This is a genomic window from Xanthomarina arctica (genome assembly GCF_014638915.1).
Taxonomy (GTDB): Bacteria; Bacteroidota; Bacteroidia; order Flavobacteriales; family Flavobacteriaceae; genus Xanthomarina; species Xanthomarina arctica.
On the sequence record NZ_BMFQ01000003.1, the window covers coordinates 14,991 to 31,497 of the forward strand.

Genomic DNA, 16,507 nt, shown 5'->3' on the forward strand with positions numbered 1-16,507 from the left:
CTAACCGCTATTGTTTTGTGTTTTTATGGTTTTACTTTTTAAGTATTTTAAAAGTTGTTATTTCCCCATTTAGAGTTTTAACGTTTACGAAGTACATTCCTTCAGTTAAACTTGAAATATCTATTTTATTCCCGATTTGGGTTTCCATAACTTTTTGTCCAATAGTATTTATAATCGTGACGTTTTCAATAGTTGTGTTGCTATTATTTTTCATGTTTAAAATACCTGACGTTGGATTTGGATACAAGGACATGTATTGAGCTAAAGTATCTTTCGAAATACTTAAGGCTTCGCATGCAGCTACATTTGCAACAAATGTTGATCCAGGATCCGTCTCTTCCCAAGTGGTGTTGCTAAAAGCGACATCGTCTACAAACACACAGGTTAGGTTTGGAGTTTCGATGGCGTAGTACCAAAAGTTAGTTATACTTGAATTATTACCATTTTGGATGTTTAAAGATGAAATTAGCGTGTGATCTACCCAGCAAAGAGACAAAGCTGTATTGTTGCTTAAATCTAAATCTCCAGTAAAATTATTGCTCGGTCCAGGGGTTAAGTTCGAATTTCCAATCGAGAAGAAGAATAAATCGGTCCAATTAGAAAAGATATCAGGAATATCTCCAGAGAAATAATTTCCGTTTATCCAAAAGGAAACCATAGATGTTAAATTTGAAAATTCTGTTGGAATATTACCCGTTAGTAGATTGTCTTCTAAACTTAAAACCTCTAAAGTTGTTAAGTTTCCCATTTCAGGAGGAATTGTACCAGTTAGGTTATTGTCCCAAAAAGATAGCGCTTCAAGAAATGTTAAATTCCCTATTGTTGCAGGGATGCTACCAGTAAGTAAGGGATGGAATGATAAATCAATTTCTCTAATTTCAAGAAGGTCTCCTATTTCTAAAGGTAAGGTTCCATTAAGATTGTTATTTGACATTACTAATCCGGTAACATGATCTTGACCAGCAACAATTTCGACCGTTACTCCAGACCATGTAGACACAGGGTCTGCTGTGTTCCAAGAGGTGTTATCTGTCCAATTTGCACCATCTGTGGCATTGTAAAAGGCTATTAATGCATCTCTTTCAGATGTAGGTACTTGCCCAAAAGAAAAAAGGGCAGTTAAACAACATGTAGTAAATAAAAGTAATTTTTTTTTCATAATAAGTGGTTTTAGAAAATGGGTTTTTGTTAACTTTAATCTAATAAGCATAGTTATTATTCTCTAGATTAAAGGTTAAGTAAAAGTAAAGGTGTAGGATTTATTAGACAATACTCAAATTGAGTATATTTTGAATAGGTTTGATAGTTAGATTGTTAGGGCTGTTTTGTGAGTGCTTGACTAGAGGTCTTTTGAAAGTAGACTTACTCTAACAATTAAATTATACAGTACTAGCAACTGGCTATATCTAATACAAAGACTATATTCGGATTAAATTTGCTATTGAGGTTATTTCTGTAAGACTTTAATAATTTATAATATAACTATTAAAGTCTTGATCTTCAATTAAGTTGAATTTTTTTCTAAGTCTATATTTAGAAGTTCTTACAGATGCAGGACTTATATTTTGTAAAACAGCAATTTGTTTTGTGTTCAGTTTCATTCTAATTAACGAGCACATTCTTAAATCTGTTTTAGATAGATTAGGTACTTGTTTATTTAGTTTATCATAAAAGCTGCTACTTAGTAAATCTACTTGCATTTGAAAATTTTGTTCTTTTTCGTTAACTAGCATTTTACTCTTAATTTCATTCTTAAAGGCGATTAATTCTATTTCTCTTTTTTGTCCTTTTAACTTTATTAAGGCATTGAGTTTTTTAAATATCATACTAGCCCATTCTTGGTTTTGAGTGATTTCAATTGCTAGGTTTTCTAGGTCTTTCTTTTTATATTCTATTTCTCGATTTAGTAAATCGTTTTCCAATTTGGTCGCTTTTATCTTTTGTTGCGTTAATTCTTGCTTATTTTTTGCTATTACTACTTTTTGTTTACTTTTAAGTTGTAATAAATATAGTAGAACTAAAATGACTATTATAGATAAGGCTAATAGTAAGATCCACTGAAATTGTACTTTTGACTTTTCTGCTAATAAGTTAATTTTAGATTTCTGACTAGAAATTTCAGTATCTTTTTTTTCCGTCTCGTATAGTGTTTGGTAATGAGATAATCCGTTCACTTTAAGAACACTATTTATAGAATCATTTAAATGTGTATGTTTTTTAAAATAAGAATATGCAATTGATTCGTTTCCTAGCGCTTCATTGGTTTTATATAGAATATTAAGCGTTGCCAAAATATTTTCATAATTCAACGTTGTATTTTGAAGCTCTAATAACTTCACACCTTGAATATTGGCTTGTATGTAGTTTTTTTCAGCAAATAAAAGATGAGTTTTTGAATCTAAATAAAAAAGATGAAGTTGTTTATCTGGAGTTTTCTTCCATTTTTCTTCCAATTTTTTAATAACTATTCTTGCTTGATTTAAGCTGTCTAGTTTTATAAATGATTTAGCAAGATACGTATAGTCATGAGCAGAGTTGTAATGAAAATAGGGTATTTTTTCAGATAGTTTAATGTTTTCTTTTAAAAAATTAATGGTTTGGTTGTATTTTTTTAAATAGTAATAATTTACAGCAATGTTAGACATTGATATACTATAAACAGTTGAGTCTTTAAGTTTTAAAGCCATATTTCTTACTTTAAATAACTCTTCAAGCGACTCTTTATAAAATGCGTTTTTTCCATATACAACAGACAATCCTATTCTAGTATTTAGGATGTTTATTGTATCTTTTTTTGACTGAAAAACGGATAAAGATTTTTGGTATTCTTGAGATGCTTTAGTAAAAAAACCCATTTCTAGTAAAGTGAAAGCTTTATAATTATTTGCTATCGCAAATCTTATGGAATCATTTTTAATTAGTGCCATTTTTGCGGCATACTCATAACTGTTTTTAGCTTCTTTTACTTCGCCAATTCCAAAATAACTATTCCCTGCTTTTAAATATAAATCTGATAATAGTAAGGTGTCAGTAATTGTTTGGTTGCTATTTATAAAATCCTTGAATATTGTTAGACCTTTTTCTGAGTTTTCAGAAATATTAGTATGAAAATTAATTAGATAATTAATGTGTTTAATGGCAATATTGGGATAGTGTAATTCGAGAGCCAAATCGATTGCTTCTTTTGCTAATATTTCATAACCTTCTTCATATTTAACGTAACTAGTTAATGTGTCTAAAACAAATAGTTTTGTAATGCCTGTAGATTGTTTTATTCTATTTTTTAGTTCTTCTATTTTTAATTTTTGATGGCCTTCTTGTGAAAACCCAAAAGATATACAGAATAGAAAACAGCAAAATGTATATAGCGTTTTCATAAGTTGAAGGTTTATTCTTGTATTTAAGAATCTGTTTTTTAAGAACTTAAAACGATGTCTATACTTTGTCTACGGCTAAAATAGGCATTCTTTTAGTTATTTTAATAGATTTGAAATCTAATCTTTAAAAATAAATATATCATGAAACTACTATTACGTTTATTAACTATTTGCTTGTTTTTTACATCGGTTTACTCTATTGCGCAGGTTGATGTTTCCACAGATCTATCGAGTCCTGCTAATTTATTGTTACATGGAAATGATTTATATATTACAGAATTTGCTGGTGGAAAGATTAGTAAAATAGGCATTACAGGCACCCTTCCAATAACAGCAACTACTGTTGTTAGCGGATTGAATGGTCCAACTTCTATGGCAATTAAAGACAACTTTTTATATATTACACAGCCATTTGATAATAAGATATCTAAAATTGATTTTACTTCTGCAACACCAACTGTAACGGATGTACTTGTAGGAGGGCTTTTAAACATTCCTTATGGTATGGCTTTTTATGGAAATGATTTATATATAGCAAATAACCAAGGAAATGAAATATTAAAAATTGATGTAACAGCAGCTACTCCAACAGCTACAGTTTTTGTAAATGGAATAATTAATCCTTATGCACTAAAAATTGTTGGTGATGATTTGTATACCAGTTCTGTTGAGGATCAAAATATTTATCATATAGATCTTTCTGCTACAGCGCCTACAGCAACTGAATATGCATCTGGTTCTGGTTATACTACACAAATTGATATTTCTGGTGATGCTATGTATTTGGCACAATATTATGAAGAAACTGTATCTAAGATAGATATGAGTGTGGCTTCACTTGTTGTTAATACTTTTATCAGTTTTGGTTCAAGTGGTCCATTTGGAGTTGCAGTTAATGGAGGTGATTTATATGTAGCAGAATTAGCTGCAAGCAAAGTTACAAAGCATTCTAGCTCTTTGTCTGTAGACGAGTTTACTATTGATTCTAAATTGGGTCTTTATCCAAATCCTTCAACAGATGAAATTAGAATTAAAGGACTTAAAGTAAGAGAGAACTATAATATTTATAATGTATTAGGGCAAGTAGTTAAAACAGGAAGTGTGTCAAGTGTCGAATCTATTAATATTTTTAATTTGAATTCTGGAGTGCATTTTATTCAAATAGGGAATAAACAAACATTAAAGTTTGTTAAAGAGTAAATAATATAATCTATGGCTTGATTTTATATTTTTATAGCTTGTTGCTAACGGTTTTATAATTGAAAAGTGCGTGCTTGTGTCAGCGAATTTTCGGAAGGAAAATTGGATGAATGCGGGTACGCACTTTCCTTTGGTTTAGCACTAAATTAGGCGTTTTTTATATACAGCTTAAATTCGCAAACCTATTTTTTAGTTTAATAGACTAATTCAGGTACAATTAATCTTCTATTTAGTTTGTTTTTTAAATCAAGTTTTTAGCAACATGACATCAGCTAATGCTAGATTTAAAAAAATCTGAAAGCCTCTTTTTTGTATAAACGTGCATGTCATGGTTTTAGCTTCAAAAACAACAGTTAGTAACAATTATTTTCTTGTTTACCGTTCCAGTTGTAGTCTTGGCTATCACAATATACATCCCTGAAGCTACATGCAATGGTATCGAAATGGATCGCTCAGTTTTGTTTATATTCCATGTTTTTACCTGTTGTCCAATGTTGTTATACAAACTAACATTTCGTATGTCTGTATCTACAGTGCTTTTTAATTGTAATTCGGAAATGGAGTTATTCATAGTAATATAAACTTCGTCAACTAAAGTTTCCTCTTCTATAGTTAATACTCTTGGTTGCAATACAAGAAAAAATCTATTATGATACTCACCTGCATCTAAATTAATTTCAAATGCTTGGTTTGAAATATCGTGTATTTCACCTGTTAAACGGTCTTTAATATAAATAGTGCTGTAATCTTCTGCATGTTCCAGCGCATCAACTTTAATGCGTATAAGACCACCATCCATCGTTCTAACCCCTATCGGTATTTCCTTGTCAAAACCAAACTCATTAGTCGCTTGAATCACATATTTTTTATCGTTAAGAACCCAATACATATCATCATCAAAAAACTCGTACATTTCGGCATCATATCCCCAATCAATAGCATCAGATGTATTTGGGTCAAGAGTAAGCAAAACTTGACGGTGACTTATTTTAGGAGCATCAAAACCAATTCTGAATTTTGGTCTTAAATCATTTTCTGAATTATACGTTGTGGTTGATTCTGACGGATTGGTTCTCATGAAAACAGAATTACCAGAAGATTCCTTTACAAAAACACGCTGACTATTGTTAAACTGAACTTGCCCTCCATCTGCATCACCCACCACGAAAAATCCTTGGGCAACAGGGATATATTTTTTAGGAGCTCCCTTAGTTGTATAGTCTGAAGTATTTATTCTTTCATCATTCTGTATAGAAGAAGCTGGAACACCTCCGCTTTTACTATAGGTTGCATAACCTGCTGGATACGCTGCTAAAACATGGTTATCGCCTGCATAATGATCCCAAAAATAAAGAGTACCCGTTATTGAACCGGTACCTGGAAATAATCCATTGTCATCAATAAATTTATCGGCATCTATAGCCGAGGGATACGGATTGCCAGCCAAATGATCATTATTAGCACCAACCGTTAGTTCAATAATTCCATTATTTGGTTTGCCAACAAAGGTGTAATTTTGTTCATCTGCAATGGTGTTAGAGCCTTTCATGGAATAGCCTTGACCTACTTTTACATCTTCCGAATTGCCTACACTCGCCCAGGCACTATAACCCAAACCAGAATCTTCCAGTTTGTACATCCAACGGGTACTTATTTTAATTGGTAAGCTTGGTGTGCCATCTGCGTACGAAATATTTGGACCAAAATCGATTTCTATACTATTATTAGGGTCTGTACCGTCTCTTAAAACGTCTCCAATAATAAAGTTAGCTCCACCAGAGTTAACCGGCGAGCCCCAATAATTGTATCTAAAACTGTTGCCCGTTCCTTGCTGGTTAATTTCTATGGAGCCGGTACTTGCTAAATCAAAAACACTCCCAGTATCTTGTAATAATTGAGATTCTTCTTTTAAGTAAATTTTGCCGTCTAGTGTTAAGCTGTTGGTTAAACGTAAACTATTGTTAATGATGGTTAATGAAGCGGAAATTTTAATTTCAAGATTTTTAACTAGGCCACTATTGTCTGGTTCAGATGCAATTATTGGATAGCTTGTTGTTACTTCGGGAATAATATTTATGAGATCATTTAAAATACTAGGGACACCGCAGCTCCAGTTTGCTGCAATATTCCAATCTGAACTAGTTGCTCCTATCCAATAATTTTTGGTAGGCGCTGGGTTAATAACCACTGTAACTGTAGAGGCAGAAGAACTACAACCACCTACAATTGTTGTAGATGTCATAGTATATGTATTTGAATTTACAGTTACCAAGCCTGTATCTGAAATACTTATAACACTTGGTGCAAAAGTATATGTAGCGGTCGCATCGTAGTTTCTTATCTGGAAACTTCCTGTTGGTATGGAACATGTTGGCTGTGTAATTGAGTCTATTCCAGAGAGACCATTGTTTGTTTTAGTTGCATAAACGGAAATGGCGCCAGTGGTAGAAAGCATTCTGCCATCTACTTTACCACCCGAGCCAATACTAACTGCTCCAGGATTACTAATTAGATTGCCACTTATGGACGTAGAAGCAGCCATAGAAATTGCACCGCCAGACAGCCAAAATATATTGTCTGGTGAAGCACAATTAATCAAAAGTACAGTCGAACCTGCAGCGGTTGAAAATGCACCTCCTATTTTAAAGATAAATTCCGCATTCGGATCTCCTTCCGCATCTAAAGTAAGGGTTCCTAATAAAGATGCTGCAGCTGGTTGCGAATAAATACCAGGCGTAAGTGTCTCACTCCCAAAAACAGGAGCATGAGCAGTTGTAGTTACGGTATTGTTGATTTGAGTAACAATAGCTTCTAAATCTAAAACCGCCTGTGCCGTAATACTATTTGTATTTTCAAAACTCCCATTAACAACTGTAGGAGGACTAAAACCACTTATGGCACCTAGATTTGTACCAATATCACCTGAGATATCGGATGTGGCTGTGTTAGAGATAGCTCCATTAGATGTAAAAAGGGCGAAATCTTCAATTGATCCGAGATTAATTTGGGAAACAGCACTATTACCTATTAAGAAGAAAAGAAATAATAGAAGAGGATGAGATAAGAATTTTGTTTTAGGTATCATTGGGTTTAAAAGTATCAAAGTGAGTTTTGCCAACTATCATATTTATACATAGTTGCTACTAAAATGAAGTGTAGTTATTTGGGCAAGGTAGACGGTCTAAGATCTATACAGCTAATAAAAGTGATATATTCGTCAAGAAACACGTGCCTTGTCGAAACAAGGTGTATTTCATCGGTTATTTTTTTGTTTTCAAATAAAAAAGTCTTTGGGCATTGTTAAAACAGGTCTTTTTATATCGAGTGAATTATTTAATCCTGGTATTTATAGAGAAATTTTTAAGTATAAACCTATCAAATTTCCATCTAAAATTGATTTACTAAATTAATTGCTGGTTTTTTTGTACCACCACATCCAAATGCGTTAACTCGCTTAAAAATCATACTTGGTATCGTTAAGAAAGCAGCCACTATGTAAGTGGTTCTAAAAGGCAGATTTATGCGTTTTTCAAGTGTGGATGAATTGTATAGTTATGAAGGAATTAAAACATGAATAAGGGAATCTGGAAGTTGTACAAAAGGATGACCCCCATAAGTAAAATAGCAATCAAAAACTTCGGAATTTATTATTTATGTGCAGTTTTACGGTCTTCAAACCTGCCTGCCGTCCGGTAGCTACAACAAGGCTTGCAGATTTATATGAGCAAATAGTAGCCAAAGGAAGAGTAACTAGCATTAATAGCCGTATGTAATAACCTATTAAAACAGGCTTTTACCATTGCTAAATCAGGACTGATATTTGACGAAACTTACAGAAGTACTTTGGTAAAAATTAATAGATTTTTACTTGTTTTTTAGTACAGTGTTTTGTTAGGCAACGTGTTTAACTTTATATTTTTACTAGTATTTTGGTAAAAAACTGGTATTGGTTATTTGCTATTGAGATGAAATATATTCCTTTCTTTAAGGATTGAATGTTTAATTTTGGAATATCCATATCAAAAGATTTAATAGAAAGAACTAATTTTCCATTTATATCAAAAATTTTGATTTTAGAAATAGTACTATGTTTGCTTTTTTAAATGTAAATTACATCTTCAACGGGGTTGGGGAAAATAGAAAATGAATTGACTTCAATATTACTTGTTGATAATAAATCATTTGCCATTTACTTCGGACTTTTATTTCTTTGGATTTATTCGATTGGCAAAGTTCTAAATAAAAATAATCCTGAATTAATAAAACCTATGAATATCTGGTGGATTATATATCTGATTTCACTTATTCCTGTTGCATTAGCTTACCGAGGAATGACAATGATGTCCTTTGACCAAATAGACTCGTGGATTTTAGCTCCAACTGGAATTATTGGATTCTGAGCAATTGCAAAAATTGTAATTTATTCTGTAAAAACTATGAAAAGAGAAGAATTAAACAAAGAATACAAAACATTAGATTTAGTTTCGGAAATATTTCTAATCTATTTTTTCATAATTGGAATTTGGATTCTACAACCACGACTGAACAAAATAATGGCTAAAATATAAAGCACTACAGGCAACACTGTTTATAAAAAATACGTAGTCTCGTGTTAAACCAAAGGAAAGTGCGTACTTGCTTTCATCCGATTTTCGTTCTAAAAATCCGCTGACACAAACACGCACTTTTCAATTATAAAACCGTTGGCAATAATTTAATGAAAACCATAATTCAAACATTATTTTTAATTATAATTTTGCAAAGCTGCACTAATCAGAAGAATAACTCTGAAATATTTGGGCATTGGATTTCTACCAAAAGCACAAATACTGTAGAACTACAGTTTTTTAAGGATTCCCTAATTTATAATGCTTGGGAAAAGACAACTAAATTCAAATGGGAAAGCAATAGAACAAAAATTTACTATGTACAATTAACGAATATTAACCCTGAATTAGAAACTGACTTTATTATGGAATATAGACTTAATTCAGAAAAAGATACGCTTTTTGTAAAAACCTCAGAATCTAATTTCACGAATGAATTTATAAAAAAAACTGCTGACTGAACAAATAGTGGAAAAAATAACTGAAATAAAAAAACTATTTCAGTTTAGTACTAAATCAAAGAAAAGTGCGTACTTGGTTTTATCTAATTTTATTTCCGGAAATCCGCTGACACAAGCCCGTACTTTTCATATACAAAACCATTGTAAAACAGTTTTAAGAAATTTTAGCGATTAGTTAATAAATCTTATACAAAAGAAATTTCAACGAATCTTCTTATAGGTAAATCATGTGAAACGCTTTAAAAGTAAAAGAAATGCCATTCAAAGTTGTTAAAAACAGCTTTGAATGGCATTAATTAATAAACTTAAAAAGTTAATTGGCAATGTGTCTTATAAAATTTATAAAATAAATTTTATAGAGGTTACACGTCCATTATCATCTTGAATATGGGCTACATAAAATCCACTACTAAAAGTGGCTACATCAACCTTGTTACCTGGTGTTTCAGTTAATAATTTACCAGTAATATCAAAAATACTTATTGTTTTAATATCTGTATTATTATTTATAACTTTTACAAACCCAGCATTGACAATTAAGCTAAGAGATGCATTTACAGAATAATCTTCAATAGATAATCCAGCAACTGAAAGCGCTTCAATATCATCAAATTCAAGACTTTCAGTACCATCTCCATTGTCATCAACTCGTGTAATTGACATTCCAAAAACATCTGATAATAAATCATTAAGACTCATTGGGCCTTCAACATTTAACCCTGATGCTAGCAAAGGAATTGTATATGTTACAAAACTTGTAGCAGAAGCTGGTATTGAAATACTCGTTGATTCCGCCATAGTAATATTTTCATCCAATTGATCGTCGAACAATAGAACAACAAGTTCCATATCAACACCAGATAAATTTCTAGCTTTAAAACTAATTCCTCCAATTCCTACGGTTGTATAATCTCCACCCCAATTTGTAATGTTATCAATAATTAATCTATTAGGTGGAAGTGTTCCTGGAAGTATTGATTCAGTTCCACCTGCTGTTAAGAACCCATTAGCTACTGATACAGGTGTAAAAAAAGAATTTAAATTACCCCAGCCTTCAAAATCTCCATCAATATCAAAAGTACTTGTTTGTCCAATACTAATTTGCCCATAAGATATTTGAGCTAAAAGAATAAATAAAATGTAAAGTTTTTTCATGTTTTTTTTATTAAAATTATTTTTGCAAAAGTAAGACTTTTTGTTTAAATTTAAGAACAACACTTACTATAAAAATTATTATCTCGGTGCTATTAATTCGACTGAACCCCTATATTTATTGAGCTTTTTAAAACAAAACTTCGAGACAAATAATTATTTTATTTATATCTAACCATTGCCAGTAATGCTAAAAAGTACAATCAAAAAACAAAATGATGAATAAATTTTTAAAGCAAAACATTGGCTTCTTTTCACTATTATGTTTAGTATTCCAATTTTATTTCAAATAGTAATGAAGGGAACAATGTTTTACAATATTAATTCCTAAAAAATCCTGACCTAACAGAAATGTTTAATATGTTTAAATTTTTCCCTATAATAATGATACTCTATATGGGATTTTCTTTGCTTGGTTTTTGTTTATTCATTTTATTGTAGAAATTTGCAATGAATTCAACGACAAGCGGATTGTGCCTAATATTGCCATAACTTTAAAACTTATCTTAATAAAACAAATATATCCAAATAGACCTTGACAATTTAAAATTGAAAGTACTTAATAGAAACGCTAACACCCCAATAATGGCGAATACTCTTAAAGGCGACAAATCAATAAAATACCAAAACACCACAAGACTTGTTATCATTTGTGCTGCAGCAAGTGCATAGCTTACAAACATAGCCCCAAAAAAGAAACCAACTTCTCTTTCAAATTTATAATTGCACTCTGGACATTTATTGTTCATTTTCGGAATTTTAAACAATAAAAGGTTTCCGCCATTCATAAAAATATTTCCTTTTTTACAATTTGGACACTTACAATTCAATGCATCAATTACTTTACTCATCACAAAATGTTTTATAATGCAAAATTAAGACAGTAAATAGCTTGTATTCATATAAAATGTACGCCATTTTTTGTACTTTTCGGACATACAATATGAAAATACCCGTTTTAAATATTAGTCAGTTTAAAGAATCTACACCTCTTAATGATGTGTATATAAATTCTTTTTCGAGTCACATACAGCGTAATAAGGCGTTAATTAATAAACCACATAGTCATAATTTCTATCTATGTGTACTATTTACCGAAGGTACAGGTACACACGAAATTGATTTTAATTCTTATAGTATAAATCCTGGCAAGGTGTTTTTGTTAAAACCAGGACAAACACATTTTTGGAAATTTGAGACACAACCCCAAGGATTTATCTTTTTTCATTCTCAAGAATTTTATGAACTAAAGTTTTTAGAACATAAGCTCCATTCATTTCCTTTTTTTTATTCGAATCAAAACCCTCCTTTTTTAGAATTAGCTCCTAATAAGCTGAACGAATTAAATCTTAAACTTCAGGAAGTTTATACTGAATATTTACAAACCAATCTGTTAAGAGAGTTAAAAATAGTAAATTCATTAAATAACATTTATATAGAATTAACAAGGGCGTATACAGTTGATATCAATTTAGAAAAGCTTAATTCTCCAAACTATTCTAATATACTTGAAACTTTAGAGAATTTAATTGACACCCATTTTTATAGACAAAAATTACCTAAATTTTATGCTGATAAATTAAGCATAACCACCAAGCACTTGAATAGAGTAGTAAAAAAAACCATAAATAAAACCACAAGCCAATTAATCTCTGAAAGGATTATTCTAGAAGCAAAAAGATTGATTGTACATTCTCACGACAATTTAGCCAATATCGCATATACCCTCGAATTCTCGGACTATGCCTATTTTTCTAAGTTTTTCAAATTAAAAACGGGGATGACGCCTTTGGATTTTCGGAAAAAGTATTTTTAATGAAATTTCGATTCTTTAAAAGTATTTTGCCCAACATCATATATAATTTATTGCTAAATTAGGAACTTAAACACGTCACTAATCCTACAAAAAACTGTTCATCAGTAACAAACCAAAACTTTAAAATAATGAAAATAAAACTCTTACTAATCTCTTTAATTATTTTTCAATTCGCCAGTTGTCAATCAAATAAAAAAAGTAATATCAAGGAAATAAATAAAAACGGATATATCATTTCATATCCATCCAATTTAAAGTCAGATGAAAGTGGTAAACATGGAAGTGAATTTTTATTGTTTACCGAAAAAACAGATTCTACGGATAATTTCAGCGAGAACATTAATTTAATTATACAAAATTTAGAAACCTTAAATTTAGACTTAAACAAATTTGTGGAAATAACAGAAAATCAGATTAAAGCAAACGGAAACTTAATTTCAAGTGAAAGGATAAAAAATAACACTTCGGAATTTCAAAAAATAATTTATAGTGTTCCCTTAAATAATTTTGATTTAAAATTTATTCAGTATGATTTCGTAGTAAATAATAAAGCATATATACTGACTTTTACTGCTAAGGAAAATGAATTTGACACCTATTCTTTTGAAATGGAGAAAATCATGAAAACATTTAAAATAGAATAAAACGGAGCGTATAAAATCGTTCAGAATTTATTGCTTTTTACTCTCCTATTCATGAAAATTCCGTCACTTTTCTATTCGTTTTTTATTTGCTAAAAGAGTTGCCTAACCAGACAACGTATCATAAACAAAACCCTGAGCATACATAAAAATATTCTCGACTAGATTGAAACCTAAAATATGGACTTAAAAAACCCTTTAACATTTTTCCCATTACTTATAACAGCAAACATTCTCGCTTTCATACTAACTATTATTATTAGTAAGCTATGGAATAATTTTTATAACCATAAAGAATCCCTCCATAAAAAGGAAATAATAGGATCGATTCTTATTTTATTTGTCAATATTATAATAGCAATACCTGGATATTTCCTTTGGCTTAAAGGAATCGTCGTATTTTCTAACTCTAATATATTCTTATCTTTTATTAGTGTATTCTTCTTAATGGATTTTTTGATGTATGTTTTACATTATTTATCTCATAATATAGGCGTACTAAATAAAATCCACTCCAAACATCACGAACATACGGATAGTTTTAATTCAGTCAGCTTATATCATATGTCTCCTTGGGAATCTATCTTTTTTGGACTATTACTAACAATGCTTACTGTAATTTTTCAGTTTAACCTTTATGGTTTTATTTTATTTCTAATTTTCAATTGGTTATATGGTGTAATGACTCATTTAAACGGGAACACATTTAAGCATTCTTTATTTGTTTTCACAACTAATACATTTCATAAAACTCACCATAAGCTTAATCATAAAAATTATGGATTCTATACTTTTTTGTGGGATAATTTATTTAAAACAGAAATGAAAGATTAGCCTTAAAACCATTCTTTAAGACAACTTTATGAATAAAATTCAAAGGCCATTTTTAAGACCTTTATTAATAATGCTTACTTTAGGAGACCTAATTACTTAGCAAGTTTAACTTTACATTCCTATTAAGCAACAAGATGGAATAAATGGATGCCATTTTAAAAGGAATTAAAACTCAAAAACATCTTAAAAAACTAACAAACCATGAAACTAAACACCTTTAAAATCCTCGTATTTGCTTGTCTGTTCGCTTTTAATTTCAACCTAAAAGCACAAGTAAACTGGACTAATGATGGAGATTCTTACTTTAAATTAGAAAACAATCAACTGGTTACCTATACCCTGCCCAACCAAGTTGTTAAAACAGTTATTTCTAAAAAACAACTAACCCCAGCGGGTCAAACAGAACCTTTAAACATCTCTCACTTTTCCTTTTCAACAGATCAGCAAAAAGTACTCTTGTTTACAAATACGGTAAAAGTCTGGAGATTAAACACAAAAGGAGACTATTGGGTTTTCAACTTTAAAACAAATACTCTGAAACAAATAGGAAAAACACTGCCTCCTTCTTCCCTAATGTTCGCAAAATTCTCTCCAGACGGAAAGTCTATTGCATATGTATCTAACAACAATTTATACAGCGAAGATTATGCTAGTGAAAGCATCAAACCCTTAACAACCGATGGTACTGTTTCTTTAATTAACGGCACTTTTGATTGGGCTTACGAAGAAGAATTTTCTTGTAGAGACGGCTTTAGATGGAGTCCAGACAGCAAGTCTATTGCCTATTGGCAGATTGATGCCAGTAAGATCAAGAAGTTTTACATGATTAATAATACAGATGCTATTTATTCTGAATTAATTCCTTTAGAATATCCTAAAGTTGGCGAAACACCTTCTGCATGTAAAGTAGGTGTTGTAAATATTTCAGATGCTAAAACCACATGGATGGATGTTCCTGGAGATCCTTCCCAACATTACTTGGTTAGAATGGAATTTATTCCAGCAAGCAACACCCTATTAATTCAGCAATTAAATAGAAAGCAAAACGAAAGCATATTATACACGGCAGATGCTTTAAACGGAAAGACTAAAAAAATTCAAGAAGAATCAGACGATGCTTGGGTAGATTTATTTCAATTAGGTAATCCATATGCTGTAGATTACACCAACAATTTTAGTTTTTCAGACGATAATAAGAGCATACTTTGGGCTTCAGAAAAAGATGGCTGGAGACATTTATATCAAGTTTCTTTAGAAGGAAAATCTGAAGTCCTTATCACAAATGGCGATTATGATGTGATTGATTTAAAACATATCAATACAAAAGAAGGCTATGTATATTACTTAGCATCACCAGATAATGCCACGCAAAAATATTTGTATAGAACAAAGCTAAACGGCAAAGGTAAAAACGAATTATTAAGTCCGGAAAGCTTAAAGGGAACTCATGACTATTCCTTCTCTACCAATGGTAAATACGCATACCATACCTTTTCAAATCATTATACACCATATTCAAGAGAATTTATTACTGTCTCTAACCAAGAAGCTTTAACTGAAGAAGAAAGCATTGTTAAGAAACTAAAAACCATAGAAAAAGAACCAACTACGGAATTCTTTACTGTTACCACTGCAGACAATGTTACCATGGACGGATGGATGGTAAAACCAACCAATTTCGATCCAACTAAAAAATACCCAGTCGTGTTTTATGTCTATTCTGAACCTGCAGGAGCAACGGTAGTAGATGCTTATAATGTAGGTAGAAACAGAAACTACAAGGGCAATATGGCAGACGATGGCTACATCTATATTTCTTTAGATAATAGAGGAACGCCTGCTCCAAAAGGACGTGAATGGAGAAAATCTATATATAGAAAAATTGGAGTCATTAATATTAATGATCAAGCCATGGCCGCTCAAGAAATCCTTAAATGGGATTTTGTAGATCCAGAACGTGTTGCTGTTTGGGGACATAGTGGTGGTGGTTCTGCCACATTAAATTTAATGTTTAGATACCCTGAAATATACAAAACAGGTATTTCCTTAGCCGCTGTTGCAAACCAATTAACTTACGATAATATTTATCAAGAACGTTATATGGGCTTACCACAAGAGAATATGGAAGATTTTATCAATGGTTCTCCAATGACTTATGCCAAAAATTTAGAAGGAAATTTACTTTATATTCATGGTACAGGAGATGATAATGTCCATTATCAAAACGCCGAAATATTGGTAAATGAGTTGATAAAATATAACAAACAGTTTCAATTCATGCCTTATCCTAATAGATCTCATTCCATAAGAGAAGGCGAAGGAACTTCAGAACATTTATCAACTTTATACACCAATTACTTAAAGCTAAACTGTCCTCCAGGAGGAATATAAATTACACATATTCTATTCGAGATAAAAC

General features: G+C 31.0%; 13 protein-coding genes and 1 pseudogene. 8 read left to right on the forward strand and 6 right to left on the reverse strand.

The annotated features are described in order from the left end of the window. Positions 1 to 31 precede the first annotated feature (31 nt). Positions 32 to 1,159 (reverse strand): T9SS type A sorting domain-containing protein, encoded by a 1,128-nt coding sequence (locus IEV77_RS11385; RefSeq protein ID WP_188464939.1) that lies wholly within the window; start codon positions 1,157 to 1,159, stop codon positions 32 to 34. 304 nt (positions 1,160 to 1,463) lie between these two features. After that, on the reverse strand, positions 1,464 to 3,377 hold the full coding sequence (locus IEV77_RS11390; protein WP_188464940.1) for a hypothetical protein: 1,914 nt from the start codon (positions 3,375 to 3,377) through the stop codon (positions 1,464 to 1,466). A 141-nt stretch (positions 3,378 to 3,518) separates the two neighbouring features. Between IEV77_RS11390 and IEV77_RS11395 the strand changes: the two genes are divergently transcribed. Next, entirely contained in the window at positions 3,519 to 4,577 is a 1,059-nt protein-coding gene (locus IEV77_RS11395) for a T9SS type A sorting domain-containing protein (protein WP_188464941.1), read from the forward strand. A 340-nt stretch (positions 4,578 to 4,917) separates the two neighbouring features. On the opposite strand, the gene IEV77_RS11400 is transcribed toward IEV77_RS11395, so the two are convergent. After that, complete coding sequence (locus IEV77_RS11400) at positions 4,918 to 7,662, reverse strand: DUF8693 domain-containing protein (RefSeq protein WP_188464942.1); 2,745 nt, start codon at positions 7,660 to 7,662, stop codon at positions 4,918 to 4,920. A 348-nt stretch (positions 7,663 to 8,010) separates the two neighbouring features. Between IEV77_RS11400 and IEV77_RS17650 the strand changes: the two are divergent. Then, a pseudogene (locus IEV77_RS17650) lies at positions 8,011 to 8,456 on the forward strand (transposase); the annotation flags it as partial. A 31-nt stretch (positions 8,457 to 8,487) separates the two neighbouring features. Here the strand turns inward: IEV77_RS17650 and IEV77_RS17635 are convergent. Next, the gene (locus tag IEV77_RS17635) at positions 8,488 to 8,658 is read right to left on the reverse strand and encodes a T9SS type A sorting domain-containing protein (protein WP_188466223.1); all 171 of its coding nucleotides are present in this window, start codon (positions 8,656 to 8,658) and stop codon (positions 8,488 to 8,490) included. A 187-nt stretch (positions 8,659 to 8,845) separates the two neighbouring features. Between IEV77_RS17635 and IEV77_RS17550 the strand changes: the two genes are divergently transcribed. Beyond that, positions 8,846 to 8,977: a hypothetical protein gene (locus IEV77_RS17550; RefSeq protein ID WP_262891659.1), complete on the forward strand. Its 132-nt coding sequence runs from the start codon at positions 8,846 to 8,848 to the stop codon at positions 8,975 to 8,977. Between the two features lie 356 nt (positions 8,978 to 9,333). Further along, positions 9,334 to 9,645, forward strand: coding sequence for a hypothetical protein (locus IEV77_RS11410; protein ID WP_188464944.1), 312 nt, complete (start codon positions 9,334 to 9,336; stop codon positions 9,643 to 9,645). Positions 9,646 to 9,984: 339 nt separating this feature from the next. Here the strand turns inward: IEV77_RS11410 and IEV77_RS11415 are convergent, their stop codons facing one another. After that, a complete protein-coding gene (locus tag IEV77_RS11415) occupies positions 9,985 to 10,800 on the reverse strand; it encodes a T9SS type A sorting domain-containing protein (RefSeq protein ID WP_188464946.1) in 816 nt (271 codons plus the stop codon). A 503-nt stretch (positions 10,801 to 11,303) separates the two neighbouring features. After that, the gene (locus IEV77_RS11420; protein WP_188464948.1) at positions 11,304 to 11,648 is read right to left on the reverse strand and encodes a DUF983 domain-containing protein; all 345 of its coding nucleotides are present in this window, start codon (positions 11,646 to 11,648) and stop codon (positions 11,304 to 11,306) included. Positions 11,649 to 11,740: 92 nt separating this feature from the next. Between IEV77_RS11420 and IEV77_RS11425 the strand changes: the two genes are divergently transcribed. The 4 genes from IEV77_RS11425 to IEV77_RS11440 all read left to right on the forward strand — a co-directional run bounded on the left by IEV77_RS11425 (position 11,741) and on the right by IEV77_RS11440 (position 16,479). Further along, positions 11,741 to 12,613 carry a helix-turn-helix domain-containing protein gene (locus IEV77_RS11425; protein ID WP_188464950.1) on the forward strand — a complete coding sequence of 291 codons (873 nt, stop codon included), beginning with the start codon at positions 11,741 to 11,743 and terminating at the stop codon, positions 12,611 to 12,613. Positions 12,614 to 12,741: 128 nt separating this feature from the next. Beyond that, complete coding sequence (locus IEV77_RS11430; RefSeq protein ID WP_188464952.1) at positions 12,742 to 13,257, forward strand: hypothetical protein; 516 nt, start codon at positions 12,742 to 12,744, stop codon at positions 13,255 to 13,257. 177 nt (positions 13,258 to 13,434) lie between these two features. After that, positions 13,435 to 14,088, forward strand: a complete 654-nt coding sequence (locus IEV77_RS17555; protein ID WP_188464953.1) for a sterol desaturase family protein — start codon at positions 13,435 to 13,437, stop codon at positions 14,086 to 14,088. Positions 14,089 to 14,289: 201 nt separating this feature from the next. Then, entirely contained in the window at positions 14,290 to 16,479 is a 2,190-nt protein-coding gene (locus tag IEV77_RS11440) for a S9 family peptidase (RefSeq protein ID WP_188464955.1), read from the forward strand. The last annotated feature ends 28 nt before the right edge of the window (positions 16,480 to 16,507 follow it).

Bases quoted from the DNA above. Each gene is read 5' to 3' on its own strand.
- IEV77_RS11440 (WP_188464955.1), top strand. From the start codon at position 14,290: ATGAAACTAAACACCTTTAAAATCCTCGTATTTGCTTGTCTGTTCGCT.
- IEV77_RS11430 (WP_188464952.1), top strand. From the start codon at position 12,742: ATGAAAATAAAACTCTTACTAATCTCTTTAATTATTTTTCAATTCGCC.
- IEV77_RS11400 (WP_188464942.1), bottom strand. From the start codon at position 7,662: ATGATACCTAAAACAAAATTCTTATCTCATCCTCTTCTATTATTTCTT.
- IEV77_RS11425 (WP_188464950.1), top strand. From the start codon at position 11,741: ATGAAAATACCCGTTTTAAATATTAGTCAGTTTAAAGAATCTACACCT.
- IEV77_RS11415 (WP_188464946.1), bottom strand. From the start codon at position 10,800: ATGAAAAAACTTTACATTTTATTTATTCTTTTAGCTCAAATATCTTAT.
- IEV77_RS17550 (WP_262891659.1), top strand. From the start codon at position 8,846: ATGAATATCTGGTGGATTATATATCTGATTTCACTTATTCCTGTTGCA.
- IEV77_RS11390 (WP_188464940.1), bottom strand. From the start codon at position 3,377: ATGAAAACGCTATATACATTTTGCTGTTTTCTATTCTGTATATCTTTT.
- IEV77_RS11385 (WP_188464939.1), bottom strand. From the start codon at position 1,159: ATGAAAAAAAAATTACTTTTATTTACTACATGTTGTTTAACTGCCCTT.
- IEV77_RS11395 (WP_188464941.1), top strand. From the start codon at position 3,519: ATGAAACTACTATTACGTTTATTAACTATTTGCTTGTTTTTTACATCG.
- IEV77_RS17555 (WP_188464953.1), top strand. From the start codon at position 13,435: ATGGACTTAAAAAACCCTTTAACATTTTTCCCATTACTTATAACAGCA.
- IEV77_RS11420 (WP_188464948.1), bottom strand. From the start codon at position 11,648: ATGAGTAAAGTAATTGATGCATTGAATTGTAAGTGTCCAAATTGTAAA.